Below are 24,679 nucleotides of genomic sequence, written 5' to 3'. Positions count from 1 at the left end.
GATGCCCTTCGGCTTTGAGGGGGTGGGGGTGGACATCCGCAGGATACCGGGGTGGTTTGTGGGGGGTATGAGTGCGGGCCCTGACGGTGTGGTCAGGGCCCGCATCGAGGCCGTGCGCAGTGGCTCCCCCGCAAGGATTCGAACCTTGTCCTGCTAGATCCAAAATCTAGTGTGCTGCCAGTTACACCACGGGGGAACGTGCGTCAGACCTTACCGGAGTCGTGTGATGGCGCCAGCAACGATTCCCGTCCACCAGCCTTCGATGCGCCGGTACAACTCGGCGCTCTGTCGCACGGTGAGCACGAGGCAACCGCGGTAGTCGTCACCCGTATTCTTGCGCACGGTCTTCGGGTTGTGTCGCTTGAGCGTCGTCTTGCCGAAGGAGCTGCGGTCAGCCTGGACGACATCTGCCCAGTAAGCCTCCGCTGACTCGACATCGGCCGTCTCGTGAATCATCACGCGGTAGGTGATGTGCTCCCGCTCGACGTCGAGCAGGGCAAGCCACGAGAGGAAGAGGCGGATCATGTCGGCGTCGCTGTTGACGAAGGTGACTCGCTCGCGCCGAGCGTGGGGCTTGTCCTTGGTGCCCTCAGCCCAGTAGAGGGCCACGCCTACCAAGAACAGATCACGGTCGGACAGAGCACCGATTTCCGCTGCCGCTGCCTCCTTGGTTTGCTGCCGTCGCTCCTCCCGCACCGCCAGTTCATGCTCCCAGCGCTTGCGTGCAGCCAACTTGGCCTGTTCCGTTGGGTCACGTCGTTCCGGTTTCGGCAGGTCGCGCACCCACAAGGAGATCGAGCCCTTCGAGCAGCCCAGCTCGGCTTCGATTTGGTCGTACGTCCAGCCCTGGAGGCGTAGCTCCCTGGCCTTCGCGCGTAGGTCGTCCTTCGCTCGCGGGCGCTTTGTCCATTCCGGTGGCGGCTCGCCCTTCACTAGCCGGTTGAGGATGTCGTTGTTGAAGACCTTCAACTCGTCGCGGATCTGCCGAAGGCTGTAGCCGGCCCGCCGCAGCGCCACCGCCCGCTCCCGCAACCCTTCGAAGTCCGCGTACTTGTTCCCTGAACGTGCCATGGGCATACCGTCCGGCCGGAATCTTCGCCTCCGGCGCCGTACGGCGCAGGGTTCACCAGTTCGAGGGATATCGCGTCGTATCGTTTGTCGAAAGTCACCGGAAATGGGGCGCCCGGCGCCCGTAGGCTGGAGCCATGACCACGACGGGGGAAGACCACGCACCGGCCCGGGGTGGGCCTTGGTGGTGGGGCAGGCGGCGCGGTGCGGTGCTCGATGTGAGCCTCGGTGCCGTGTCCGCGTTGGAGTGCGCGGCGGAGGGGATTCCGTTCGCTCGGGACGCCGGGATTCCGTTGGCGGCGGGGGTCGTCTTCGGGGTGTTGGCCGGTTCGGTGCTGGTGGTGCGGCGGAGGTATCCGATCGCGGTGGTGCTGGTGGCGATCGCCATCACGCCGGCGCAGATGGGTTTCCTGATGGGCATCGTCGGTCTGTACACGCTGGCGGCGTCGGAGTTGCCGCGGCGGGTCATCGGGGCGCTGGCCGGGATGACGTTCCTGGGGACGTTGATCGTGACGTTCGTGCGGCTGGGGCAGGACATGCGGCGGGACGGCCTGGAGCTGGGGGACTGGTTTCTTCCGTTCGCGTCGATCGCGACGTCGCTGGGGATGACCGCGCCGCCGTTGCTGCTGGGTCTGTACGTGGGGCAGCGGCGGCGGTTGATGGAGAGTCTGCGGGAGCGGGCGGACAGTCTGGAGCGGGAGCTGCAGTTGCTCGCGGAGCGGGCGGAGGAGCGCGCGGAGTGGGCGCGGGGTGAGGAGCGGACGCGGATCGCGCGGGAGATGCATGACGTGGTGGCGCACCGGGTGAGTCTGATGGTGGTGCACGCGGCGGCGTTGCAGGCGGTGGCGCGGAAGGATCCGGAGAAGGCGGTGAAGAATGCCGCGCTGGTGGGGGACATGGGGCGGCAGGCGCTGACGGAGTTGCGGGAGATGCTCGGGGTGCTGCGCAGTGGTGGGGAGGGTGCGCGGGCGGAGCGGGCGGCGGTGCCGTTGGCGGCGGTGGGGGTGGCTGCGGCGGCGGCGGCTTCGCGGGCGGCGGACGACGGGGAGCGGTCGGGTGAGGGGCCGTGTCTGTCGGAGCTGGACGAGTTGATCGGGCAGTCGGAGGCGGCCGGGATGGTCGTGGATCTGTCGGTGCAGGGGGAGGAGCGGTCGTATCCGGCGGTGGTGGAGTCGACGGCGTTCCGGGTGGTGCAGGAGGCGTTGACGAACGTGCACAAGCATGCGGCGGGTGCGAAGACGTATGTGCGGTTGGCGCATCGGGTGTCGGAGATCGCGATGCAGGTGGAGAACGAGCCGCCGCCGGTGGGGTCGTCGGAGGAGTCGGGGGCGCGGTTGCCGTCGGGCGGTAATGGGCTGGTGGGGATGAAGGAGCGGGTGGCGGCTCTGGGGGGTGTGTTCGTGTCGGGGCCGACGGATGCGGGGGGTTTCCGGGTGTCGGCGGTGATTCCGGCGGCGTCGTAGTGGCGGGCTGTGCGGGGTGGTCAGCCGGTGGTGAGGCGGGTGGGCCGGGTGCCGGCGACGAGGGTGGCGAGGGCCTGGTCGATGTCGGGGCCGAGGTACCAGTCGCCGGTGTGGTCGAGGGCGTAGACGCGGCCTTCGGTGTCGATGGCGAGGAGGGCCTGGCTGTCGGTTTCGGTGCCGAGGGGGCAGGCCTGGGTGTCGAGGGCGCGGCCGAGGTCGCCGAGGGTGCGGGCCATGTGGAGGCCGTGGAGGGGGTCGAGGTGGAGGGTGGCGGGGGCGATGTGGCGGCCGGGGCCGGCGGGGGTGATGTGGAGGCCGCCGAATTCGGCCCAGGCTTCTACGGCGGCGGGGAAGACGGTGTGGCGGTGTCCTGCGGGTGAGGTGTGTTCGCGGAGGGTGTCGGCCCAGATTTCGGCCTGTTTGATGTCCCAGCGTCCGGGTTGCCAGCCGGCGTCGCGGAGGGCGGCGTCGACGGGGACGGGGAAGCGGGTGGTGGAGGTGCGGTCGGCTTGCATCTGCCCTTGGTTCGTTTCGGGTGTGGTGCGGCGCGGGTGTGGTCGTCCGGGCGTCCCGTTGCCGGGCTGCTGGGCGTCGGGGTCAGGTGTCGTCGGTGGTGGGGTCGACGATGCGGACGCCGAAGTGGGCGCTGAGGGCGGTGCAGGCGCGGCAGGGGGTGGCGAAGCTGCCGTGGAGGGGGTCGCCGTCTTCGCGGATGCGGCGGGTGGTGAGTTTGGCGTGTTTGAGTGCTTTGCGGGCTTCGCCGTTGGTCATGGGTTTGCGGGAGGCGCGTTTGCTGCGGGTGGCGTCGGCGGTGGCGAGGTGGCGTGAGATGAGGATGGTTTCGGCGCAGCGGCCGGTGTAGCGGTCGCGTTGGCCGCTGGTGAGGGTGTCGAGGAAGTCCTGTACGAGGTGGTGCAGGGCGGGGGGTGTGTCGGCACGGGTGGGGGTGCCGGTGAGGGTGGTGCCGCGGACGGAGAGGGCGGCGGCGACGGTGGGGAGTATGCCGTCGCGGCGGTGCAGGAGGGTGGGTGCGTGGTGGGCGTCCGCGCTGCTCCAGCCGATGCGGGGGTCGCCGCTTCGGGGGTCGTCGGATCGTCCGGTGTGGGGTCCGGTCTGTGTCGCACTCATGATCATTTTCCCCTCCTGAACATCCCCCCGAAGGTCACAGAGTGCCAAATCGCGTGGCTGCTGCGGAAGCTGGGGCGTGGTGACACGCCCGGTTATGGGCGTTCCGTCACGGGAGGGTGACGTCTGGTCACGGAAGCGGAGGGGGGTGTGCCGGGTGTGGGGTCCGGGCCGGTGACCCCTCTCGTCGTACCGCATAGGCTGTCGGCACCGCGTTCGCGTGCGGTGACGAGACAGTGCAGACAGACAGATCAGGCAGATCAGACAGACGCCGCAGGGGGCAACCGCCATGACGACAGGTCGGCTCGGGCAAGCGGCCGCGCCGCCGAACGCGGCCTATGCCGGGCAGGTCGTGCATTTCCCGGATCCGGTGCGGGCGGCCCGTCACCCGAGAGGGGTACGGGTGGACGAGGGTGGTTACCCGGTCTTCTCGCCGTACGCCCGCGCGGTGGCGGAGATCGCCGATCCGCCGGAGGGTTTCGGGGTCGACGAACTGCGGTTGACGGACTATGTCTCGGCGAACGCGGCGTTGTCGGCGTCGGGCCACGAGCTGTGGGACACGGTGCCGGCGGTGGCGACGCCGCACGGCTGGACGTGGCACCACGTGGCGGGGGCGCGGCGGATGGAGCTGGTGCCGGTCGAGGTGAAGGCGCTGCTGCGGCACCACGGTGGGATCGCGACGGCGGCGGTGGACCAGGGCAAGCGTGGTACGCGGCCGTTGCAGGAGACGCGTCCGGCGCACTTCGGGCTGCCGAAGTCGGGTGTGGCGGTGTCGGAGCAGCAGGTGCAGGGGGTCGAGGAGGACCTCGGGTACCGGCTGCCGGGTGCGTACCGGTCGTTCCTGAAGGCGGCGGGTGGCTGTGCGCCGGTGGGTACGGCGTTGGACGCGGAGCTGGGGCTGCTGGTGGACCAGCCGTTCTTCACGGTGCGTGAGGAGGCGGCGGTCAATGACCTGGTGTATGTGAACAAGTGTCTGCGGGACCATCTGACGAAGGACTATCTGGGCGTCGCGTTCGTGCAGGGTGGTCTGCTCGCGGTGAAGGTGAAGGGCGAGCGGATCGGTTCGGTGTGGTTCTGCGCGTACGACGATGTGCGGGACGTGGATCCGTCGTTGGCGCCGGCGGATCGGGTGGAGCGGTTGCTGCTGCCGTGCGGTGAGGATTTCGACGCGTTCCTGTCGCGGCTGGCGGGTTCTCCGCCGGAGTTGGAGACGGTGGCGAACCTGATGGTGGACGGCGGTTTCGCGCGTGCGGTGCCCGTGTCGGCGTCGGTAGGGGAGTGAGCTGGCGATGGTGACGTTCGCGCAGGCGCAGGAGCGTGCGGAGGAGTGGGTCAACGGCGAGCTGCCGGCGTATCAGCACCGTGAGGTGCGGGTGCGGGAGTTCGGCCTGGGGTTCGTGGTGTGGGCCGAGGACCGTGCGGAGGGGCCGCGTTCGGACGGGGGCGCTCAGCGGCTGGTGATCGCGCGGGACAGTGGTGAGGCGACGCTGTGGCCGGCGCTGCCGGTGGGTGAGGTGATCCGCCGGTACGAGGAGGAGTACGGGCGTCCCGAGGAGGCGGCGGAGCCGGTGCCGGCGCCTGCGGCGCGGGTGGATCTGAATCAGACGTCGTTCTTGTTGAGTCCGCCGGAGTGGTTGCAGGAGGCGGCGGACAAGCTGGGGATTCCGGATCGGCGGGGGGATCTCGACACTGCCGGTTCGGGTGCTGGTTCGAGTGCCGGTGCCGGTGCCGGTGCCGGTTCGGGTGCTGCGGCTTCGGCGGCTCCTGCCGCTTCGGGCGGCGCGCAGGGGAGTGGTGCGGGATGGCCTGCGGCCGGTGCGGGTGTTTCCGGTGCCGACGAGGGCGCGTCCGGTGGCTCCGGCGTGCCGGGTGCGCCTGCCGGGGCGACGCCCTGGGCGGGGACGGACACCAACGCCGATGCCGGTGAGGACCGTTCCGTGCCGTTGCCGGAGACGGTGTTCGCGCCGCCGCTGAGTGATGTCGACGGGGGAACCCCGCCGCCCTCGGCGACGCCGGAGGCGAAGACGGCGCTGATGTCGGGTGGCAGTCAGCTTCCGCCGACCGCGCTGGCGCCGGCGATCGACGACCCGAACGTGTCGGCCCCGTCCGCGGGGGCGGGTGCGCCGCCGGCCGGCCCGGGGGCGTCCGCCCCGCAGGCCCGCCCGCCGGCGCCGGACGCCGGGGACATCGCGGATGCCGCGACCAGCAAGGCGACTCCTCCGCCGCGTCGCGGCGGTGGTTCGACCACGCCGCCTCCGCCGAGTGCCCCGGGTGTGCCGGGCGCGCGTCCGGGGGCCACGCCTTCGCCTTCGGCGCCCGGTGGTCCGGGTGGGCCGGCCACGCCGGCGGGTGGGTATGTGCCGACGCAGTTGGTGTCGTCGCTCGGTCCCGAGGGGCCGGGCGGTGGTCCCGGGACGCCGCCTCCGCCGAGCGCGCCGCAGCCGCCGGCCGGTCAGGGGGCGCCCGGTGGGCCGGGTACGCCGCCTCCGCCGAGTGCTCCGGGCACGCCGCCTCCGCCGAGTGCTCCGGGTACGCCGCCGGGTGGCGTGCATCATGCCGCCACGATGCTGGCCGATCCGGGACGGACGGGCGGCGGGGCGCCGCAGCCGCCCGGTCCGCCCGCGCCTCCTGGTCCTCCGGGCGCTCCGGGTGCGGCTGGTGGTCCTGGTACGCCGCCGCCTCCGGCCGCTCCTGGCGTGCCGGGTGCGCAGGGTGGTCGCGGTACGCCGCCGCCTCCCGCGGCTCCCGGTGTGCCGGGTGGTTCCTCGGGTGGCGCGGGTGGTGCCGTGCACCATGCGCAGACCGTGCTGGCCGCGCCCCCGGTGGGCGGCCCCGGCACGCCTCCGCCGCCTCCGGGTGCTCCGGGTGTGCCCGGCGCCCCGGGCGCCGCGCAGCCCGTGCCGCCCGGCGCGGTGCCGCCGCCCGGTGGGCCGGTGCCGGGTGCGCCGCCGGCGTACGGCTATCCGCAGCCGCCCGCCGGTATGCCGACCGTCGGTCCCGGCTACCAGGCGGTGCTGCGCTACCGGGCGCAGGACGGTTCCGAGCAGCAGCTGATCCGGCGTTCGGCGCCGGGTACGCCGCACCCGGAGTGGCAGATCTTCCATGAGCTGCGGGCCATGAACGTGCCGCCGGACCAGGTGCTGGAGCTGCACACGGAGCTGGAGTCGTGCGAGCTGCCGGGTGCCTACTGCGCGCGGATGATCCGGGAGCAGTGGCCGCAGGCGCGGATCACCTCCATCGCGCCGTACGGCACGGATCACGCGAGCCGGCAGCAGGGCATGCAGCAGTTGTTGGAGCACCAGGGCGAGCTGCATCAGGTGGCCGACGGGCCGGCCCGTCCGGCGCCGGTGCGGGCGCCGCTGCCGCAGGTGCAGCCGGTGCCGCCGGTTCCGCCGGAGGCGATCGGGCAGGAGCTGGCCGGGGCCTTCGGGCCGGGTGTGTTCCGGTTCGAGCAGGCGGCGGTGTCCCGGCAGGGTGTGCCGCCGGTGGTGGCGCACACGCTGGTGGCGGCGGGGCTGCCGATGGACATGGGCCCGTTCTTCTGGGCGCAGGCCCAGCCGGGGCGGCCGGTGCCGACGCTGGCGGAGCTGGCGGCGGAGCGCGGGGTGCAGCCGGCCCCGGACGCGGGGTCGTACCTGGTCGTGGGCAGTGACTTCGGGCGTGCGGTCTGTGTGCAGTACGGCACGGCGGCCATCGTGGCGGTGCCGGTGGAGGCGGGGCCGGGCGGTGCTGCGGTGGCGCCGCAGTTCGTGAACACGGGGCTGCCGGAGTTCGCGCGCTGTATGGCGCTGCTGGGCCGGATGTGGCGGCTCAGGTTCGGTCTGAACCAGGAGCAGGCGGGCCGCTGGACGGTGGACTTCCAGGCGCAGTTGGCCGCGCTGGACCCGGCCGCGCTGGGGTCGCCGGAGAGCTGGTGGTCGGTGCTGCTGGAGCAGATGTGGGACGGGCTGCTGTGAGGTCGCGGCGCAGCTGACGTACGTGAGGGGTGGGGCCCGGTCGGCCGGTGAGGCGACCGGGTCCCACCCTTTTGCGTGCGAACGGCTGCCCGGTGTGTCGCATTATGAGGGCTTACATCCGATCCATAAAGTCGGTTAAGTCCATTTACGGCGGCAGATTTCCCTACAGGGGTGATGAGCATGACCCGCGCATCGGCGTCCCCTCACGGCTTCGTGACCGTACGCGGGCGCGAGCGCGGCTACCGTCCGGAACAGGTGGAGGAGTTGGCCGCGGCCCTCTGCGAGGAGCGGGACGCGGCCTGGGAGCGGGCCGCCCGGCTCACCGTGCTCGCCCGGGAGATGGGCACGGAACTGGAGGGGCTGCGGGAGGTGGTGGCGCGGCTCCCGGCCCAGGACTACGAGGTGCTCGGGGAGCGGGCGCGGTCCCTGTTCCGGCTGGGGCAGGAGGAGGCTGAGGCCGTCCGGGAGGGGGCGCGGGCCGAGGCGGACGGCATGCTGGCCGACGCGCGGGCGTACGCGGCCGGGGTGCGCGAGGCGGCGCAGGCGCACGCCGACGACGTACGCGCGCAGGCCGACGAGCGGCACCGGCAGCGGCTGGAGGCGGCGCGGGCGGAGGCCGACGAGGTGCGGATCGCGGCGCGGCGCGAGGTGAAGGCAGGCAGGGGGCAGGCGCTGGCCGCGCTGCGCGAGATGCGGAGGCGGACCACCGGGATGCTGGCCGAGCAGAACAGGGAGCACGCCGAGCGGGCGGCGGCGCAGGAGCGTGCGCGGGAGGAGGCGTCGCGGGCCGCGGACGCGCACCACGCGGAGCTTTTGGCGCGCGCCGAACGGGAGCTGTCCGAGGCGAGGGCGGAGCTGGCCGAGGCGGAGGAAACGGCCGTGCGGTGGCAGGAGGAGGCCCGGGCCCGGGCGTCCGAGACGGTAGCCGGGGCCCGGGCCCGTCAGGAGCGGATCGCCCGCGAGACGGAGCGGGTGCTGCACGAGCACGGGGAGCGGTGGGACGAACTCCAGGCCCATGTGGCGTCCGTGCGCAGCAACCTCAGTGCGCTGACGGGCCGGGCGGTGGAGTGACGCCGTACCGTCGGCGTCGCCGTCACTCCCCTCTGCGGACCGCGCCCGCCAGGATCCAGCCCTCCACGGCCTCGTAGTGCCGGCGCTGTTCCTCCGCCTCGCGCCGGCCGGAGAGCATGGTGCCCAGCCAGCCGCAGGCGAAGCCCAGGGGGATGGAGACCAGGCCGTCGTGGTGAACGGAAACCGGTTGAAGTCGGCGTCGGGGAACGCCGAGACGGGTGAGCCGGAGACCAGGTTGGTGCCTGGCATCAGCAGCAGGACGGCCAGCGAGCCGCCGATGAGGGTGCTGAGCAGCCCGGCCTGGTGGCGGACTGTGCGGGTACGACAGGGACGGGGCGTAGGACATCCCGGGGCTCCTTGCGTGGCTCGGGTCCGGTGGGCGGACCGCAGGGAGGTGGGGGTGGGGGCCACGCACGCTACTCGCCGGTCATGTGGGGCGCTGCGTTTTGGCCGAACTGATCGGTCGGTATGCGCCTGCTGCGCCGCCCTCGGGGTGTTACCCGCGTTGACCCGCGCCTTTGTCGGGTCCGGCGGCCCGCGAGTTCAATCCTGGAGCACCGGGAACCGGCGCGGCGCCACCAGCAGCAGCACCAGGAACGCCAGCGCCGCCGCGCCCGCCGCGCCCAGGTAGACCGCGTGCACGGCGTCGGCGATCGCCCGCCGTACGGGCTCCCCGGCGGTGCCCGAATCCAGCGCCCGGGTCACGGAGTCGAGATCCCCGGTGCCGCCCCCGCCCGCCCCGCCGAGCCGTGCGGCCAGCACCCCGTTGGCGATCGCGCCGAAGGCCGCCGCGCCGACGGTCTGGCCGGTCTGGCGGCAGAAGAGCACGGACGCGGTCGCCGTGCCCCGCTCCGCCCAGCCGACCGTCGACTGGACGCCGACGATGAGCGGCAGCTGGAACAGGCCGAGCGCGCCGCCGAGCAGCAGCATCAGCAGCGTCGGCTGCCAGGCCTCGCCGGGGTAGGGGAGGAAGGGGAAGGCGAACAGGAGCAGGGAGGCGGTGCCGATGCCGAGCATCGCCGTGTCGCGGAAGCCGATCCTGCGGTACACGTGCTGGCTCAGGGCCGCCGACACCGGCCAGCTCAGCGTCCACACGGACAGGACGAAACCGGCCGCCACGGGCGCCAGGCCCAGCACCGACTGGGCGTAGGTGGGCAGGAACACGGTCGGCGCCACCATGAGTACGCCCAGCGCGCCGAGCGCGAGGTTCACCGCGGCGATCGTGCGGCGGCGCCACACCCAGCCGGGGATGACCGGCTCCGCCGCGCGGCGCTCGATCACCACCACGGCCGCCAGCAGGACGAGACCGGCGGTGAACAGGGCGAGCGAGGGTGCCGACAGCCATGGCCAGGCCACCCCGCCCTGCACCAAGGCGGTGAGCAGCACGCCCCCGCAGGCGAACACGGCCAGCGCGCCCGCCCAGTCGACCCGCGCGCGCGTGCCGTCGCCCTCCCGTGAGGACTCGTCGCGCGGCGGCTCGTGCAGGTGACGGACGATCAGCCACAGGGCGAGGGCGCCGATCGGCAGGTTGATGAGGAAGATCCAGCGCCAGTCGGCGTACGTGGCCAGCACGCCCCCGAGGCCGGGGCCGGCGACCGCCGACACCGCCCACACGGTGGACAGCCGGGCCTGGATCCTGGGCCGCTCCTTGAGCGGGTACAGGTCGGCGGCGAGGGTCTGCACCGTGCCCTGCAGCGCGCCGCCGCCCAGGCCCTGGAGGACGCGGAAGGCGATGAGGGCGGCCATGTTCCAGGCCAGCGCGCACAGCAGGGAGCCGAGGAGGAACAGCGCCGCGCCCACCACCAGGACCGGCTTGCGGCCGAAGGTGTCGGAGAGCTTGCCGTAGACGGGGAGCGTGACGGTGACGGCCAGCAGGTAGCCGGAGAAGAGCCAGGAGAAGAGGGAGAAGCCGCCGAGGTCGCCGACGATCTGCGGGACGGCGGTGGAGACGATGGTGGCGTCGAGCGCCGACAGCGCCATCGCGAGCATCAGCGCGGCGACGACGGCACCGCGCCGGTCCGGGCCCGTGCCGGGTGCGGCCTCGTCCACCGCGGACCTGGTGTCGTCCACCCGTGGGCCCCCTCCGGTTGTGTTCCCCCTGCATCCATCCGCGGGGATCAGCTTCCCACTTGACCCCGACGTCGCGGGAGGGTGGATGCTCGGTGCGTCCCGAGGCGGACCCTGAGGCGGATCCCGAGGCGGAGGCCACCCTGAGTCCGGCTCCGCCGGAGGGTGGACTGCCCCTAGGGGTACCTCCGTACTACGGGTCGGGGAGGGTTCGTACCGACGGAGGACGAGAGGGGCCCGGCGGAGTCCTTAATCTGGCTTTACGCCGCTGGGGGGCGGCGAACCGGACCCGTGGGGGTGGGGTTTTCCCCAGCAGAAGAGTGCGCTGTACCTCAGCGCGCTCGGCACCCGGTTCCGGCCACACTCTTCGACGTAGCAGCGAAACGCAGCAGCGACACGTTCCATCGCACGACCCGTTGTGAAGCCCGCACCGCCGACGGTGGCGCTCAGCGTTCACCGCCGGCACCGCCGGCACAGGTGATGACCGACATAGGAGACTTGACATGACATCGGCCGTAAGTATTCCCGCACACGGGAGCACTGGAGGGCGTACGGCCGTTGCCGCGCGGGCGCGCCAGGTCGTGAAGGCGTACGGGGCGGGCGAGACCCGGGTCGTCGCCCTGGACCACGTGGACGTGGACATCGCCCGCGGTCAGTTCACCGCGATCATGGGGCCGTCGGGCTCCGGCAAGTCGACGCTGATGCACTGCCTGGCGGGCCTGGACACCGTCACCGGCGGGCAGATCTACCTCGACGAGACCCAGATAACCGGCCTGAAGGACAAGAAGCTCACGCAGCTGCGCCGGGACCGGATCGGTTTCATCTTCCAGGCTTTCAACCTGCTTCCGACGCTGAACGCGATCGAGAACATCACGCTGCCCATGGACATCGCCGGCCGCAAGTACGACCGGGCGTGGCTGGAGCGGGTCGTGGAGACCGTCGGGCTCGCCGGGCGGCTCAAGCACCGGCCGACCCAGCTCTCCGGCGGCCAGCAGCAGCGTGTCGCCGTGGCGCGGGCGCTGGCCGCCCGCCCCGAGATCATCTTCGGTGACGAGCCGACCGGCAACCTCGACTCGCGGGCCGGCGCCGAGGTGCTGGGCTTCCTGCGCCGGTCGGTGGACGAGCTGGGCCAGACCATCGTGATGGTCACCCACGACCCGGTGGCCGCAAGCTACGCGGACCGGGTGCTGTACCTCGCCGACGGCCGGATCGTCGACGAGATGCACCGGCCGACCGCGGAGGCCGTCCTCGACCGCATGAAGGACTTCGACGCCCGGGGGCGCACGTCATGACCGTCGTGAAGACCTCGATGCGCAACTTCCTCGCGCACAAGGGCCGCATGGCGCTCTCGGCGGTGGCGGTGCTGCTGTCGGTGGCGTTCGTGTGCGGCACCCTGGTGTTCACGGACACCATGAACACCACCTTCGACAAGCTGTTCGCGGTCACCTCGTCGGACGTGACGGTCGCCCCGAAGGACGCCGAGGCCGAGGACACGCCGCAGAACGGGGTGCCCGAGTCGCTCCCGGCCTCCACCCTGGAGAGGATCCGCGCGGCCGAGGGCGTCGAGTCGGCCGAGGGCGCGGTCGTCTCGATGAACGTGACCGTGGTCAACGCGGACAACGACAACGTGGGCGCCACCAACGGCGCCCCGACCCTCGCCGGGAACTGGACCAAGAACGACCTGCGGTCCATGGAGATCACCTCGGGACACGCGCCGCGCGGCCCGACCGAGGCGATGGTCGACTCCGACACCGCCGACAAGCACGACCTGAAGATCGGCGACGAGCTGCGCACCATCGCGCAGACCGGCGACTTCAAGGCGAAGATCGTCGGCATCGCCTCCTTCACCGTCACCAACCCCGGTGCCGCGGTCGTCTACTTCGACACCCCCACCGCCCAGCGTCAGCTCCTCGGCGCCACGGACCGCTTCAGCCAGTTCAACGTCACCGCCGCGGCCGGCGTCAGCGACGCCCAGCTCAAGCAGAACGTCTCCGCCGCCCTGGACGGGGGCGCCTTCAAGGTCCAGACCGCCAAGGAGGCCTCCGACGAGGGCCGCGCGGACGTCGGCGAGTTCATGAACGTCATCAAGTACGCCATGCTCGGCTTCGCCGGGATCGCGTTCCTGGTCGGCATCTTCCTGATCATCAACACCTTCTCCATGCTGGTCGCCCAGCGCACCCGTGAGATCGGTCTGATGCGGGCCATCGGCTCCTCCCGTCGCCAGGTCAACCGCTCCGTGCTCGTCGAGGCGCTCCTGCTCGGCATCGTCGGCTCGGTCCTCGGCGTCGCCGCCGGTGTCGGCATCGCCGTCGGCCTGATGAAGCTGATGTCGGCGGCGGGCATGAACCTCTCCACCGACGACCTGACCATCAAGACGACGACCCCGGTGGTCGGCCTGGTCCTCGGCATCGTGGTCACGGTCCTGGCCGCCTACCTGCCCGCCCGCCGCGCCGGCAAGATCTCCCCGATGGCCGCCCTGCGCGACGCCGGAACCCCGGCCGACGGCAAGGCCGGCTGGATACGCGGCCTGATCGGCCTGGTCCTCACCGGTGCCGGCGCCGCGGCCCTGTTCACGGCCGCCGCGGCCGACAAGGCCAGCGAGGGCTCGATGATGCTCGGCGCGGGCATCGTGCTGTCCCTCATCGGCTTCGTCGTCATCGGCCCGCTGCTCGCCGGCCTCGTGGTGCGGGCGATCAGCGCGGTGCTGCTGCGGGCCTTCGGCCCGGTGGGACGGCTGGCCGAGCGCAACGCCCTGCGCAACCCGCGCCGCACCGGCGCCACCGGTGCCGCCCTGATGATCGGCCTCGCGCTGGTGGCGTGCCTGTCCGTCGTCGGCTCCTCCATGGTCGCCTCGGCCACCAGCGAGCTGGACAAGACGGTCGGCGCGGACTTCATAGTCCAGGGCAACCAGCGGATCGTGCCGCAGGCCGAGAAGGCGATGCAGGACACGCCGGGCCTGGAGCACGTCACCCGCTACAAGATGCTCGACGCCACGCTGACCTCGCCCGACGGCAAGACCGACGACGACGGAGTCACGGCCGCCGACCCGACCTACGCCCAGGACGTGCGCCGCGCGACGACCGAGGGCGAGCTCTCCGCCGCCTACGGCCCCGACGCCATGTCGGTCGGCTCGGACTACGCCAAGAAGCACGGCGTGCACGTCGGCGACACGATCTCCGTCGCCTTCGAGGGCGGCGAGACCGCGAAGCTCAAGGTCGCCGCGATCACGAGCGACGACGTCGCCATCGACCAGGGCGCGCGGTACATCAGCATCGAGACGATGCGGAAGTACCTGCCGGCCGAGAACATCCCGCCGAACACGATCATGTTCGCCAAGGCCGAGGACGGTCAGGCGGACCAGGCCTACGCGGCGCTGAAGAAGTCCCTGGACGCCTACCCGCAGTACCAGGTGGCCGACCAGACCGACTACAAGCAGGAGCTGAAGGACCAGATCGGCCAGCTGCTGAACATGGTCTACGGCCTGCTCGCCCTGGCGATCATCGTCGCGGTCCTCGGTGTGGTGAACACGCTGGCGCTGTCGGTGGTCGAGCGGACCCGCGAGATCGGCCTGATGCGGGCGATCGGCCTCTCCCGCCGCCAGCTGCGCCGGATGATCCGCATGGAGTCCGTCGTCATAGCCCTCTTCGGAGCCCTGCTGGGCCTGGGGCTGGGCATGGGCTGGGGCGCCACGGCACAGAAGCTGCTCGCCCTGGAGGGACTGAACGTCCTCGACATCCCCTGGCCGACGATCATCGGCGTCTTCATCGGCTCCGCCTTCGTGGGCCTGTTCGCGGCCCTGGTCCCGGCCTTCCGCGCCGGCCGCATGAACGTCCTGAACGCGATCGCGACGGAGTAGCACCCGACCCGCCGGCCACCGCACACGGGGGCTGCGGGGGAAGGGCCCGGCGCCGGATGCCTCACCGCATCCGGCGCCGGGCCTTTTGTGACGGCGGCCGGTGGCACGCGGTGCCCCGCCTCTCGCCGCCGAGCCGTCCGTCACCCCGGGCGTTCACCTTTCAGCCGACCGAGTCGGGCGGTGAGTGGGCACAGGACCGGGGGCCACGGGGGCGTAGCCCCCTGGCAGGGCCGCCGTGACGCCGGCTGCCCCCGCACCCGGCGTCATCCACACTCCGCACCCCGCGTCGTCCACAGCCCCCGGCGCCCGCGACCGCAGCGTCGTACGCTGGACACCCCCGGCCCTCACCCCGCCGGGCTACTCGTGTTGTCCACCCCAGCACCCAGGACGGAAGCGCCCCCTCCATGAGCCTGCACGGTCTGCTCGACGCCGTCGTCAAGGACACCGCCCTCGCGGAAGCGATCACGGCGGCCGCAGACGGCAACCGCATGCACGTCGACCTGGTCGGCCCGCCCGCCGCCCGCGCCTTCTCGGTCGCCGCGCTGGCCCGCGAGACGGGCCGCCCCGTGCTGGCGGTGACCGCGACGGGACGCGAGGCGGAGGACCTGGCCGCCGCCCTGCGCTCCCTGCTGCCGCCCGAGGGCGTCGTGGAGTACCCCTCCTGGGAGACGCTGCCGCACGAGCGGCTCAGCCCCCGCAGCGACACCGTCGGCCGCCGCCTCGCCGTACTGCGCCGCCTGGCGCACCCCCGCCCCGACGACCCCGAGACCGGCCCGGTCTCCGTCGTCGTCGCGCCCGTGCGCTCCGTGCTCCAGCCGCAGGTCAAGGGCCTCGGCGACCTGGAGCCGGTCGCCCTGCGCACCGGCTCCACCGCCGACCTGAACGAGGTCGTCGAGGCCCTGGCCGCCGCCGCGTACGCGCGCGTGGAGCTGGTGGAGAAGCGCGGCGAGTTCGCCGTGCGCGGCGGCATCCTGGACGTCTTCCCGCCGACCGAGGAGCACCCCCTCCGCGTCGAGTTCTGGGGCGACGACGTCGAGGAGATCCGCTACTTCAAGGTCGCCGACCAGCGCTCCCTGGAGGTCGCCGACCACGGCCTGTGGGCCCCGCCCTGCCGCGAGCTGCTGCTCACCGAGGACGTCCGCGAGCGGGCCGCCGCCCTGGCCGAGGACCACCCGGAGCTGGGCGAACTGCTCGGCAAGATCGCCGAGGGCATCGCGGTCGAGGGCATGGAGTCCTTGGCCCCCGTCCTCGTGGACGACATGGAGCTGCTGCTGGACGTGCTGCCCAAGGGCGCGATGGCGGTGGTCTGCGACCCGGAGCGGGTCCGCACCCGCGCCGCCGACCTGGTCGCCACGTCGCAGGAGTTCCTCCAGGCGTCCTGGGCGGCGACCGCGGGCGGCGGCGAGGCGCCGATCGACGTGGACGCGGCCTCCCTGTGGTCCATCGCGGACGTCCGCGACCGCGCCCGCGAGCTGGACATGATGTGGTGGTCGGTCTCCCCCTTCGCCGCCGACGACGCGCTCGAGGAGGCCGACACCCTCAAGCTCGGCATGCACGCCCCCGAGACCTACCGCGGCGACACCGCCAGGGCGCTGGCCGACACCAAGGGCTGGCTCGCCGACGGCTGGCGCGCGGTCTACCTCACCGAGGGCCACGGACCGGCCGCCCGCACCGTCGAGGTCCTCGGCGGCGAGGGCATCGCGGCCCGCCTCGACAGCGACCTGGGCACCCTCAGCCCCTCCGTCGTCCACGTCTCCTGTGGCTCGATCGACCACGGCTTCGTCGACCGGGCCCTCAAGCTCGCCGTCCTCACCGAGACCGACCTGACCGGGCAGAAGGCCGCCGGCCGTGAGGGCGCCCGGATGCCCGCCCGGCGCCGCAAGACCATCGACCCGCTCACCCTGGAGGCGGGCGACCACATCGTCCACGAGCAGCACGGCGTGGGCCGCTACATCGAGATGGTGCAGCGCACCGTGCAGGGCGCCACCCGCGAGTACCTGGTCGTGGAGTACGCCCCCGCCAAGCGCGGCCAGCCCGGCGACCGCCTCTACATCCCCACCGACCAGCTGGAGCAGATCACCAAGTACGTCGGCGGTGAGGCACCCACCCTGCACCGCCTGGGCGGCGCGGACTGGACCAAGACCAAGGCCCGAGCCAAGAAGGCGGTCAAGGAGATCGCCGCCGACCTGATCAAGCTCTACAGCGCCCGGATGGCGGCGCCCGGCCACGCGTTCGGCACGGACACGCCGTGGCAGCGCGAGCTGGAGGACGCCTTCCCGTACGCGGAGACGCCGGACCAGCTCACCACCATCGCCGAGGTCAAGGAGGACATGGAGAAGACGGTCCCCATGGACCGCCTGATCTGCGGCGACGTCGGCTACGGCAAGACGGAGATCGCGGTCCGCGCCGCCTTCAAGGCCGTCCAGGACGGCAAGCAGGTCGCCGTGCTGGTCCCCACGACGCTGCTGGTGCAGCAGCACTTCGGGACGTTCAGCGAGCGCTACGCCCAGTTCCCGGTGAGCGTGAAGGCACTGTCCCGCTTCCAGAGCGACACCGAGGCGAAGGCGACCCTGGAGGGGCTGCGGGAGGGCTCGGTGGACATCGTCATCGGCACCCACCGCCTGTTCTCCTCGGAGACCAAGTTCAAGGACCTGGGCCTGGTCATCGTCGACGAGGAGCAGCGCTTCGGCGTCGAGCACAAGGAGCAGCTGAAGAAGCTGCGCGCCAACGTCGACGTCTTGACCATGTCCGCCACTCCGATCCCGCGCACCCTGGAGATGGCGGTCACCGGCATCCGCGAGATGTCGACGATCACCACCCCGCCGGAGGAGCGGCACCCGGTGCTGACCTTCGTCGGCCCCTACGAGCACAAGCAGATCGGCGCCGCGATCCGCCGCGAGCTGCTGCGCGAAGGACAGGTCTTCTACATCCACAACCGCGTCGAGTCCATCGACCGCGCGGCGGCCAAGCTCCGCGAGATCGTGCCCGAGGCGCGGATCGCGACCGCGCACGGCCAGATGTCGGAGCAGGCCCTGGAACAGGTCGTCGTCGACTTCTGGGAGAAGAAGTTCGACGTGCTGGTCTCCACGACCATCGTCGAGTCCGGCATCGACATCTCCAACGCCAACACCCTCATCGTCGAGCGCGGCGACAACTTCGGCCTCAGCCAGCTGCACCAGCTGCGCGGCCGCGTCGGCCGGGGACGGGAGCGCGGCTACGCCTACTTCCTCTACCCGCCGGAGAAGCCGCTGACGGAGACGGCGCACGAGCGCCTGGCCACCATCGCCCAGCACACCGAGATGGGCGCGGGCATGTACGTGGCGATGAAGGACCTGGAGATCCGCGGCGCCGGGAACCTGCTGGGCGGCGAGCAGTCCGGTCACATCGCGGGCGTCGGCTTCGACCTGTACGTGCGGATGGTCGGCGAGGCCGTCGCCGACTACCGGGCCTCCCTGGAGGGCGGGGTCGAGGAGGAGCCGCCGCTCGAGGTCAAGATCGAGCTGCCCGTCGACGCCCACGTCCCGCACGACTACGCCCCCGGCGAGCGGCTGCGGCTCCAGGCGTACCGGTCCATCGCCTCCGCGGGCAGCGAGGAGGACGTCAAGGCCGTACGCGAGGAACTGGTCGACCGGTACGGCAAGCTGCCGGAGCCGGTGGAGAACCTGCTGCTGGTAGCGGGGCTGCGGATGCTCGCGCGGGCGTGCGCCGTCGGCGAGATCGTGCTTCAGGGCAACAACATCCGCTTCGCGCCGGTGGAGTTGCGCGAGTCCCAGGAGCTGCGGCTCAAGCGGCTCTACCCCGGTTCCGTGATCAAGGCGGGTACCCACCAGGTCCTCGTGCCGCGTCCGAAGACCGCGAAGGTGGGCGGCAAGCCGCTGGTCGGGCGTGAACTGCTCGGCTGGGTCGGGGAGTTCCTGACCTCGATCCTGGGGTCCTGACCCCGGACAGGCCGGCAGTCGCAGGGCAGTCGCAGAGGAAAGCCGTCCACGGGAACAGATCCCGTGGACGGCTCCGCTGTGTCGGGGGAGCGGGTTACCGCTGATCCGGCCGGTTGCCTCCACCCTCACGCCCGAAGCCGAGCCTGTCCTCGGCCTGCTGCTGCGCGGTGTCGACGTGCTTCTCGTACTTGCCGCCGGTCCGCTGGTTGACCTGGCGTTCGGCGGCGTCGGAGATCTTCCTGGACCGGTCCTTGTCCTTGCCGGCCATGCTCTTCATCTTGTCGAGGATGCCCATGCAGAGCTCCTTCCGAGACGTGACTCACTGTCGACCGTACGACAGATTTGTTCCGTACGCCCAACAAGGCCCCCTATGGTCTGAACCTCTCCCTGGCTACCGTGGAACCCGGAACGGCAAGGGGAGGGGCGCGCATGGGGCGGCAGAGCAGGATCCGTAACGGCTGGGCCGCGGGCGCGGCCCTGGCACTGGCGCTGGTCACCGGGTGCGAGGGCGTCGACGGTGGTGGGCCCACGCCGTCGGAGGAGAACGCCGGGGCACCGGCCGCGGGCCGGGCCGTCAGCCCGCTGCGCAACCCGGACGGCACCGGACCCGGCCTGGCCCCCGTCACGGGCGACACCGACCGGGCCACCGCCCGCGAGCTCATCGACGGCCTCAAGACCAAGGGACGCGGGCCCAGGACGGGGTACGACCGCGACGAGTTCGGCTACGCCTGGATGGACACGGCCGACGGCGTACCGTACGCCCGCAACGGCTGCGACACCCGCAACGACCTGCTCCGGCGCGACGGGCAGGACCTGCGCTTCCGTTCCGGGTCGGACTGCGTGGTCGTCGCCATGACGCTTGACGACCCGTACACCGGCACCACCATCGAGTGGCGCAAGCAGGAGGCGAGCGAGGTCCAGATCGACCACGTCGTGCCGCTGTCGTACAGCTGGCAGATGGGTTCCTCGCGGTGGTCCGAGAGCAAGCGCGAGCAACTGGCGAACGACCCGCTCAACCTCATCCCGGTGCAGGGCCGGGCCAACTCCGCCAAGAGCGATTCCGGACCGGCCTCCTGGCTGCCGCCCGACAAGTCCGTCCGCTGCGCCTACGCGGTCCGCTTCGCGCAGGTCGCCGCCAAGTACGAGTTGGCGGTCACGGCACCGGACAAGCGGATGATGTCCCGCCAGTGCGGCGGCTGACCGGGCCGACGGTGGCCGTCGCCCGGTGAAAACCGCTGTCCGGCCGCGTGTCCCGCTGGCTACGGTGGCGGCATGGAGCCGAAGACATGGAGCTGAGGGTTTCGAGCCTCGCCGAGCGCCCGGAGATGCTGGACCGGCTCCGGGAGATGGCCGACAGCTGGCCCGCGTTCGCCGTCGAGGACCTCTCGGGCAACGCCCACTATCCGCGCATCGCCGTCGAGTTGCCTCAGTACGTGCAGTTCGCCGAGGACGAGTACGGCGAGGTCGTCGCCCACGGACACAGCGTGCCGTTCGCCCTGCACACCGAGGGGCGCGGCGCGCTGCCCGCCCGCGGCTGGGCCGAGGTGCTCGTCTGGGCCTTCGGCGACCTGCGCCGCGGGGTGTGCCCCGACACCGTCGGCGCCGTCTCCGTCACCGTCGCCCCGCACGCGCAGGGACGCGGTCTGTCCGGCAGGATGCTCGCCGCGATGCGCGACAACGCCCGCACCCGCGGCTTCCGCGAGGTCGTCGCCCCCGTCCGGCCCAGCGCCAAGCACCTCGAACCCCGCGCGCCCATCGAGGAGTACGCCCGCCGCCTGCGCCCGGACGGCCTGCCCCACGACCCCTGGCTGCGCGTCCACGCGCGGGCCGGCGCCGTCGTCGACTCCGTGGCCCCGGCCTCCATGACCGTCTCCGGCTCACTGCAACAGTGGCGGGACTGGACGGGCCTGCCCTTCGACACCGCCGGGGACGTCGAGGTCCCCGGCGCCCTGGTGCCGGTGCGCTGCGAACCGGAGCGCGGCTACGCGGTGTACGTGGAGCCCAACGTGTGGATGCGGCACCCGCTGTGACCTCCGGGCCGGGAGTCCGCGGCGGGTGCCGTACGTCGTTCAGGCGTCGCGCCCGTTCATCGCCTCCAGGTCGATGACGTCCCCGGTGGGGACGTCGGCGGGCACCGGCTCGTCGTAGTCGCTGAAGGTGAGGGTGCCGGCGTCGTTCTCGGACTTGCTCTCGAAGCGCACCAGGTAGGGCTTGCCCTCGGAGGCGATGTAGAGCTTGCTGCGGTCCGCGCCGTCCGTCTCCCACAGGACGAGCACGGGCGTGCCGTCGACGGTGGTGGCCTCGCCGCGGGTCAGCACCGGATCGCTGTCGTCGGCGTCGCCGTCCGTGTCGTCCAGCATCGTGTCCAGGTCGCAGAAGCTCGTCATGTCCTTCGCGTCCGGACCGGTGGCGGACATCTTGGTCCACCGCCCGGCCAGCAGCGACACGAGGGCCTCCGTGTCCGCCTGCGGCTCGCCCTTGCTCTGCGCCCGCAGGAACCGCTCGTCGTACTTCATGTAGACCGCGTCGCCGGTCTTGATGAGCTCGGCTTCGCCCTGGCCGTCCATGCTCATCGTGCCGGCGCACTCGCCCTTGCGGTCCAGGGCGAGGTCGATCCGTAGCGTGCCGCCGCTCTCCTCGTCCGGAACGTCGCCCGTCACGCGCAGCGAGCGGGCTCCGGTGGTGGCCTCGAGGGCGCGGTCGGAGATCTCGTCGGCGCTCAGGCCGGCGAACGGCCCCGCCGACGCGGAGGCCGGGGCGGACGGCGACTTCTCCGGGCCCGTGCCCTTGTCCGGGTCCGCGTCCGCCTTCCGCCCGGAAGCGGGGCCGGAGGCGGACGCAGTGGCTCCGGTTCCGTCGGAGCCACCGGCTCTCCCGGAGTCGTCCTGGCCGGACTGGCATCCGGTCAGGCTCGCGGTGGCCACCGCGGCGAGGAAGAGAGCGGTGAACGTGGTGCGGCGTGCGGGCCGGCGCATGGCGGAGTCCCCCCAGGAATCCCAGCGAGCGGTGAAGGATGAACTGGTGAATGTCGTGCTGTGAACCGTGAAACAGTGCGGCGGGCGCGGTCCGGGTCTCAGAAGTTGCCGTTGCCGAGCAGCTCGCCGTCGGCATCGTAGACGGTCACGAGGCCGTTCTCGCTCTGCTTCCAGTCGGCGAACGCGGAGGCGATGAGCTTGGCCGGGCCCATGCCCTCGCCCATGATGCCGCCGGTGAAGTCGGTGTAGACGTCGGCGGCGTCGAGGATGTCGTTCTGCTCCTCCGCGCCCTGCACCTTGGTGACGTGGGCGACGGCCTCCTTCTCGGACGGCGTTCCGTTCTTGTTCACGAACGCCTTGAACTGGTCGGCCTGGGACGCCTTCTCGGTGGCCTTGTCCTCGGCCGGCTTCGCGCCGGACGCGCCGTCGCCCTTCGTGCCGCCGGGCTTCTCCTCGGCGCCGGCGGAGGCCCGGTTGTCGCTCTTGCCCTCGCCGCTCCCGTCGCCGGAGTTCGCCGAGACCGCCCCGATGACGACGATCCCCACGACGGCGCCCAGCGTGATCTTGGTCTTCATGCCCATGGCTGTGTCCCCTCCCGGTGCGGCAACCGCCACCTGATGGCGGTTGCCCGTTGCCGTGGTCAATAAGACCAGAGGTCGTGAACCGAGTCAACCATGTACACACGGACATGGGAGTGCACGCCGTGAATCGGGTCGGCTGGATGCCTCGGTATGCTCGGCGGCACACATGTGACGAGGGGAGCCGCGCCGGTGCAGGACAACGCGACTGAAGTGACCGCCGCCGGAATCGCGCGACTCGCCGGCGTCGGCCGGGCCGCCGTGAGCAACTGGCGCCGCCGCCACGCCGACTTCCCCAAACCGGCCGGCGGCACCGAGACCAGCCCCTCCTTCGCCCTCGCCGAGGTGGAGGGCTGGCTGCGCGCCCACGGCAAACTCGCCGAGGTCCCCCTGCGGGAGCGGGTCTGGCAGCAGGTCGTCGGCCACCCGGAAGGGCCGGTCACCGCACTCACCCACGCCGGCTGCGTCCTGCTGCTCATCCACGACCGCCCCACCCTCTGGCTGGAGGTGAGCGCCGGCTCCGACGAACGGCTCGCCGCGATGCTCCCCGAGGCGCTGGACCAGGTGCTGACCCCGCGCTTCGGAGCGGTGCGCCCGGGACGCCGCGGCCCCGGGAGGCGGACGACCGCGACCTCCCCCGCCGGAGCACCGGCCGGTACGTCAGCCGCGCCCGCCGCGCCCGCCACGCCCGCCGTTCCCACAGCGACCACTGTGAACGCACCGACCGGCGACCGTGCGACCCCCGCCGTTCACACGGAACACACCGGGCATGCCGTCAACACCCCCGCCCTGCAGAACCTCACCGGCCCCGCCGCCCTCGCCTCCGCCCCCCTCCTGCGCGGCACCGCCGAACTCGCCGCCGGGCTCGGCGCCCGGCAGGCCTTCGAGTTCCTGCTCGGCCGGCACCTCGACGCCAACCCCCGCCAGTACACGCTCACCCCCGCCGAACTGGCCGGCCTCATGGCCGACCTCGCCGGCCCCGCCCGGACCGTCCTCGACCCCGCCTGCGGCACCGGCGCCCTCCTGCGCGCCGCCGCACCCGACGGCCCCGCTCCCCGCCCCGAGCAGGACGGCCGGTGCCTCCACGCCCAGGACGGCGCCCCCGACCTCGCCGCCCTCACCGCGCTCCGGCTCGCCCTGCACACCCGGGCCACCGTCCGTGCCGCCGCCGGCGACACCCTGCGCGCGGACGCCTTCCCCGACCTGCGCGCCGACGCCGTCCTGTGCCACCCGCCGTTCAACGAGCGCAACTGGGGACACGACGAACTCGCCTACGACGCCCGCTGGGAGTACGGCTTCCCGGCCCGCACCGAGTCCGAGCTGGCCTGGGTGCAGCACGCCCTCGCCCGACTGCGCGACGACGGCACCGCCGTCCTGCTCATGCCGCCCGCCGCCGCCTCCCGCCGCTCCGGCCGCCGCATCCGCGCCGACCTGTTGCGCCGGGGCGCGCTGCGGGCCGTGATCGCCCTGCCGGCCGGCGCCGCACCGCCGTACAGCATCCCGCTCCACCTGTGGGTGCTGCGCCGCCCCGGAAAGGCGCCCGCGCAGCCCGAGGTGCTGCTCGCCGACGTCGGCCAGTTCACCGGCGAGGGGCGCGGACCGGACTGGCGGGCCGTCAGGGACGCCGCCCTCGACGCCTGGCGGGACTTCGACCGTACCGGCCGCCTCGACGAACGGCCCGGCCTGGCCCGGTCCCTGCCCGTCATCGAACTCCTCGACGACGACGTCGACCTGGCCCCCGCCCGCCGTCTGCCGCCCCCCGCCGCCGACGGTCCCGGACGGCTCACGGACGTACGCGAACGCCTCGCCGACACCCTGCGCCTGGCCGCCGACCTCACCCCCGCGCCCGCCGACACCCCGCAGCCCGGCACCGCGCCGCCCGGCACCGCGCCGCCCGCGCCCCGCTGGCCGCTCACCACCGTTGGCGAACTCGCCCGCGGCGGCGCCCTGCTGCTGCGCACCGGCACCAACGGCGGGCACGCGCGCGTGCCCGTCCTCACCGACCACGACGTACTGGCCGGCACCATCCCCTCGGGCACCCTTCCGGAGAGCGACGAGGAACCCGTGCTGACCGAACGCGGCGACGTCGTCGTACCGGTCCTCGGCGGCGGCTCCGTCGCCCGCGTGGTCGACGCCGCCACCGCCGGCGCCGCCCTGGGCCGCAACCTGGTCCTCCTGCGCCCCGACCCCGCCGCGCTGGACCCGTGGTTCCTCGCCGGGTTCCTGCGCGGCACCGCCAACAACCGCCAGGCCAGCAGCTACGCCTCCACCGCCACCCGCCTCGACGTCCGTCGCCTCCAGCTGCCCCGGCTCCCGCTCGACGCCCAGCTGCGCTACGGCGAACGGTTCCGCTCCCTCGACGAGTTCGAGCGCGCGCTCAGGCTCGCCGGCCGCCTCGGCGAGCAGCTCGTGCGGGGAATGTACGACGGGCTGACGGACGGGTCGGTGACACCCGGGCCCTGACCTGGTGGTGATCGGTACGACAACGGTTCGGTACATCCGGGGACCACTGTCGGCCCGGGCCTATACGCTCGGACTTTCACGCCGGACGACCCGTTCGTCCGTCCGGCACGGCATCATGG

17 protein-coding genes, 1 tRNA gene and 1 pseudogene are annotated in these 24,679 nt (G+C 72.4%); 10 read left to right on the top strand and 9 right to left on the bottom strand.

Going from position 1 to position 24,679, the window contains the following annotated elements; translation table 11 throughout:
• Positions 1 to 120 precede the first annotated feature (120 nt).
• Positions 121 to 196, bottom strand: a tRNA-Gln gene (locus tag M6G08_RS34080).
• Between the two features lie 14 nt (positions 197 to 210).
• Complete coding sequence (locus M6G08_RS34075) at positions 211 to 1,071, bottom strand: hypothetical protein (protein ID WP_272590982.1); 861 nt, start codon at positions 1,069 to 1,071, stop codon at positions 211 to 213.
• A gap of 134 nt (positions 1,072 to 1,205) precedes the next feature.
• Here M6G08_RS34075 and M6G08_RS34070 point away from each other — a divergent pair, with 134 nt between their 5' ends.
• Positions 1,206 to 2,531: a sensor histidine kinase gene (locus M6G08_RS34070; protein ID WP_272590981.1), complete on the top strand. Its 1,326-nt coding sequence runs from the start codon at positions 1,206 to 1,208 to the stop codon at positions 2,529 to 2,531.
• A gap of 20 nt (positions 2,532 to 2,551) precedes the next feature.
• On the opposite strand, the gene M6G08_RS34065 is transcribed toward M6G08_RS34070, so the two are convergent.
• Together M6G08_RS34065 and M6G08_RS34060 are read right to left on the bottom strand one after the other, a co-directional pair.
• Positions 2,552 to 3,046 carry an SUKH-3 domain-containing protein gene (locus M6G08_RS34065; RefSeq protein WP_272590980.1) on the bottom strand — a complete coding sequence of 165 codons (495 nt, stop codon included), beginning with the start codon at positions 3,044 to 3,046 and terminating at the stop codon, positions 2,552 to 2,554.
• A gap of 82 nt (positions 3,047 to 3,128) precedes the next feature.
• A complete protein-coding gene (locus M6G08_RS34060) occupies positions 3,129 to 3,659 on the bottom strand; it encodes a YwqJ-related putative deaminase (RefSeq protein WP_272590979.1) in 531 nt (176 codons plus the stop codon).
• 286 nt (positions 3,660 to 3,945) lie between these two features.
• Here M6G08_RS34060 and M6G08_RS34055 point away from each other — a divergent pair, with 286 nt between their 5' ends.
• The 3 genes from M6G08_RS34055 (at position 3,946) to M6G08_RS34045 (ending at position 8,683) form a co-directional block, all read left to right on the top strand.
• Complete coding sequence (locus M6G08_RS34055; protein WP_272590978.1) at positions 3,946 to 4,938, top strand: SMI1/KNR4 family protein; 993 nt, start codon at positions 3,946 to 3,948, stop codon at positions 4,936 to 4,938.
• A gap of 7 nt (positions 4,939 to 4,945) precedes the next feature.
• Complete coding sequence (locus M6G08_RS34050) at positions 4,946 to 7,612, top strand: SUKH-4 family immunity protein (protein WP_272590977.1); 2,667 nt, start codon at positions 4,946 to 4,948, stop codon at positions 7,610 to 7,612.
• A gap of 180 nt (positions 7,613 to 7,792) precedes the next feature.
• Positions 7,793 to 8,683: a cellulose-binding protein gene (locus tag M6G08_RS34045; RefSeq protein ID WP_272590976.1), complete on the top strand. Its 891-nt coding sequence runs from the start codon at positions 7,793 to 7,795 to the stop codon at positions 8,681 to 8,683.
• Between the two features lie 22 nt (positions 8,684 to 8,705).
• On the opposite strand, the pseudogene M6G08_RS34040 reads toward M6G08_RS34045, so the two are convergent.
• Positions 8,706 to 8,986, bottom strand: a pseudogene (locus M6G08_RS34040) (cation acetate symporter); the annotation flags it as partial.
• Between the two features lie 240 nt (positions 8,987 to 9,226).
• Positions 9,227 to 10,753 (bottom strand): MFS transporter, encoded by a 1,527-nt coding sequence (locus tag M6G08_RS34035; RefSeq protein ID WP_272590975.1) that lies wholly within the window; start codon positions 10,751 to 10,753, stop codon positions 9,227 to 9,229.
• Positions 10,754 to 11,253: 500 nt separating this feature from the next.
• Here M6G08_RS34035 and M6G08_RS34030 point away from each other — a divergent pair, with 500 nt between their 5' ends.
• The 3 genes from M6G08_RS34030 to mfd all read left to right on the top strand — a co-directional run bounded on the left by M6G08_RS34030 (position 11,254) and on the right by mfd (position 18,544).
• Positions 11,254 to 12,042, top strand: a complete 789-nt coding sequence (locus tag M6G08_RS34030; protein WP_073729257.1) for an ABC transporter ATP-binding protein — start codon at positions 11,254 to 11,256, stop codon at positions 12,040 to 12,042.
• Complete coding sequence (locus tag M6G08_RS34025; RefSeq protein ID WP_272590974.1) at positions 12,039 to 14,606, top strand: ABC transporter permease; 2,568 nt, start codon at positions 12,039 to 12,041, stop codon at positions 14,604 to 14,606. The genes M6G08_RS34030 and M6G08_RS34025 overlap by 4 nt, the downstream gene beginning before the upstream one ends.
• Before the next feature lie 404 nt (positions 14,607 to 15,010).
• Positions 15,011 to 18,544 carry a transcription-repair coupling factor gene (gene mfd / locus M6G08_RS34020; protein WP_272590973.1) on the top strand — a complete coding sequence of 1,178 codons (3,534 nt, stop codon included), beginning with the start codon at positions 15,011 to 15,013 and terminating at the stop codon, positions 18,542 to 18,544.
• A 94-nt stretch (positions 18,545 to 18,638) separates the two neighbouring features.
• On the opposite strand, the gene M6G08_RS34015 is transcribed toward mfd, so the two are convergent.
• The gene (locus tag M6G08_RS34015; protein WP_272590972.1) at positions 18,639 to 18,839 is read right to left on the bottom strand and encodes an antitoxin; all 201 of its coding nucleotides are present in this window, start codon (positions 18,837 to 18,839) and stop codon (positions 18,639 to 18,641) included.
• Between the two features lie 134 nt (positions 18,840 to 18,973).
• On the opposite strand from M6G08_RS34015, the gene M6G08_RS34010 reads away from it, so the two are divergent.
• Positions 18,974 to 19,744 carry an HNH endonuclease family protein gene (locus tag M6G08_RS34010; RefSeq protein ID WP_272590971.1) on the top strand — a complete coding sequence of 257 codons (771 nt, stop codon included), beginning with the start codon at positions 18,974 to 18,976 and terminating at the stop codon, positions 19,742 to 19,744.
• A gap of 86 nt (positions 19,745 to 19,830) precedes the next feature.
• Positions 19,831 to 20,574 (top strand): GNAT family N-acetyltransferase, encoded by a 744-nt coding sequence (locus M6G08_RS34005; RefSeq protein ID WP_272590970.1) that lies wholly within the window; start codon positions 19,831 to 19,833, stop codon positions 20,572 to 20,574.
• 39 nt (positions 20,575 to 20,613) lie between these two features.
• Here the strand turns inward: M6G08_RS34005 and M6G08_RS34000 are convergent, their stop codons facing one another.
• Together M6G08_RS34000 and M6G08_RS33995 are read right to left on the bottom strand one after the other, a co-directional pair.
• Positions 20,614 to 21,519: a hypothetical protein gene (locus tag M6G08_RS34000; RefSeq protein WP_272590969.1), complete on the bottom strand. Its 906-nt coding sequence runs from the start codon at positions 21,517 to 21,519 to the stop codon at positions 20,614 to 20,616.
• Between the two features lie 98 nt (positions 21,520 to 21,617).
• Positions 21,618 to 22,100 (bottom strand): hypothetical protein, encoded by a 483-nt coding sequence (locus tag M6G08_RS33995; RefSeq protein WP_272590968.1) that lies wholly within the window; start codon positions 22,098 to 22,100, stop codon positions 21,618 to 21,620.
• A 189-nt stretch (positions 22,101 to 22,289) separates the two neighbouring features.
• Here M6G08_RS33995 and M6G08_RS33990 point away from each other — a divergent pair, with 189 nt between their 5' ends.
• Positions 22,290 to 24,560, top strand: a complete 2,271-nt coding sequence (locus M6G08_RS33990) for an N-6 DNA methylase (protein ID WP_272590967.1) — start codon at positions 22,290 to 22,292, stop codon at positions 24,558 to 24,560.
• The last annotated feature ends 119 nt before the right edge of the window (positions 24,561 to 24,679 follow it).

Source organism: Streptomyces sp. M92 (assembly GCF_028473745.1).
Lineage (GTDB): Bacteria > Actinomycetota > Actinomycetes > Streptomycetales > Streptomycetaceae > Streptomyces.
This window is presented reverse-complemented; position numbering and strand designations above follow the sequence as displayed.

What these genes read in the sequence shown, in the direction of transcription:
- M6G08_RS34065 (WP_272590980.1), bottom strand. Translation starts at nt 3,046, where the DNA reads ATGCAAGCCGACCGCACCTCCACCACCCGCTTCCCCGTCCCCGTCGAC.
- M6G08_RS34025 (WP_272590974.1), top strand. Translation starts at nt 12,039, where the DNA reads ATGACCGTCGTGAAGACCTCGATGCGCAACTTCCTCGCGCACAAGGGC.
- M6G08_RS33995 (WP_272590968.1), bottom strand. Translation starts at nt 22,100, where the DNA reads ATGGGCATGAAGACCAAGATCACGCTGGGCGCCGTCGTGGGGATCGTC.
- M6G08_RS34015 (WP_272590972.1), bottom strand. Translation starts at nt 18,839, where the DNA reads ATGGGCATCCTCGACAAGATGAAGAGCATGGCCGGCAAGGACAAGGAC.
- M6G08_RS34075 (WP_272590982.1), bottom strand. Translation starts at nt 1,071, where the DNA reads ATGGCACGTTCAGGGAACAAGTACGCGGACTTCGAAGGGTTGCGGGAG.
- M6G08_RS34070 (WP_272590981.1), top strand. Translation starts at nt 1,206, where the DNA reads ATGACCACGACGGGGGAAGACCACGCACCGGCCCGGGGTGGGCCTTGG.
- M6G08_RS34045 (WP_272590976.1), top strand. Translation starts at nt 7,793, where the DNA reads ATGACCCGCGCATCGGCGTCCCCTCACGGCTTCGTGACCGTACGCGGG.
- M6G08_RS34010 (WP_272590971.1), top strand. Translation starts at nt 18,974, where the DNA reads ATGGGGCGGCAGAGCAGGATCCGTAACGGCTGGGCCGCGGGCGCGGCC.
- M6G08_RS34030 (WP_073729257.1), top strand. Translation starts at nt 11,254, where the DNA reads ATGACATCGGCCGTAAGTATTCCCGCACACGGGAGCACTGGAGGGCGT.
- M6G08_RS34055 (WP_272590978.1), top strand. Translation starts at nt 3,946, where the DNA reads ATGACGACAGGTCGGCTCGGGCAAGCGGCCGCGCCGCCGAACGCGGCC.
- M6G08_RS34000 (WP_272590969.1), bottom strand. Translation starts at nt 21,519, where the DNA reads ATGCGCCGGCCCGCACGCCGCACCACGTTCACCGCTCTCTTCCTCGCC.
- M6G08_RS34005 (WP_272590970.1), top strand. Translation starts at nt 19,831, where the DNA reads ATGGAGCTGAGGGTTTCGAGCCTCGCCGAGCGCCCGGAGATGCTGGAC.
- M6G08_RS34060 (WP_272590979.1), bottom strand. Translation starts at nt 3,659, where the DNA reads ATGAGTGCGACACAGACCGGACCCCACACCGGACGATCCGACGACCCC.
- M6G08_RS34050 (WP_272590977.1), top strand. Translation starts at nt 4,946, where the DNA reads ATGGTGACGTTCGCGCAGGCGCAGGAGCGTGCGGAGGAGTGGGTCAAC.
- mfd (WP_272590973.1), top strand. Translation starts at nt 15,011, where the DNA reads ATGAGCCTGCACGGTCTGCTCGACGCCGTCGTCAAGGACACCGCCCTC.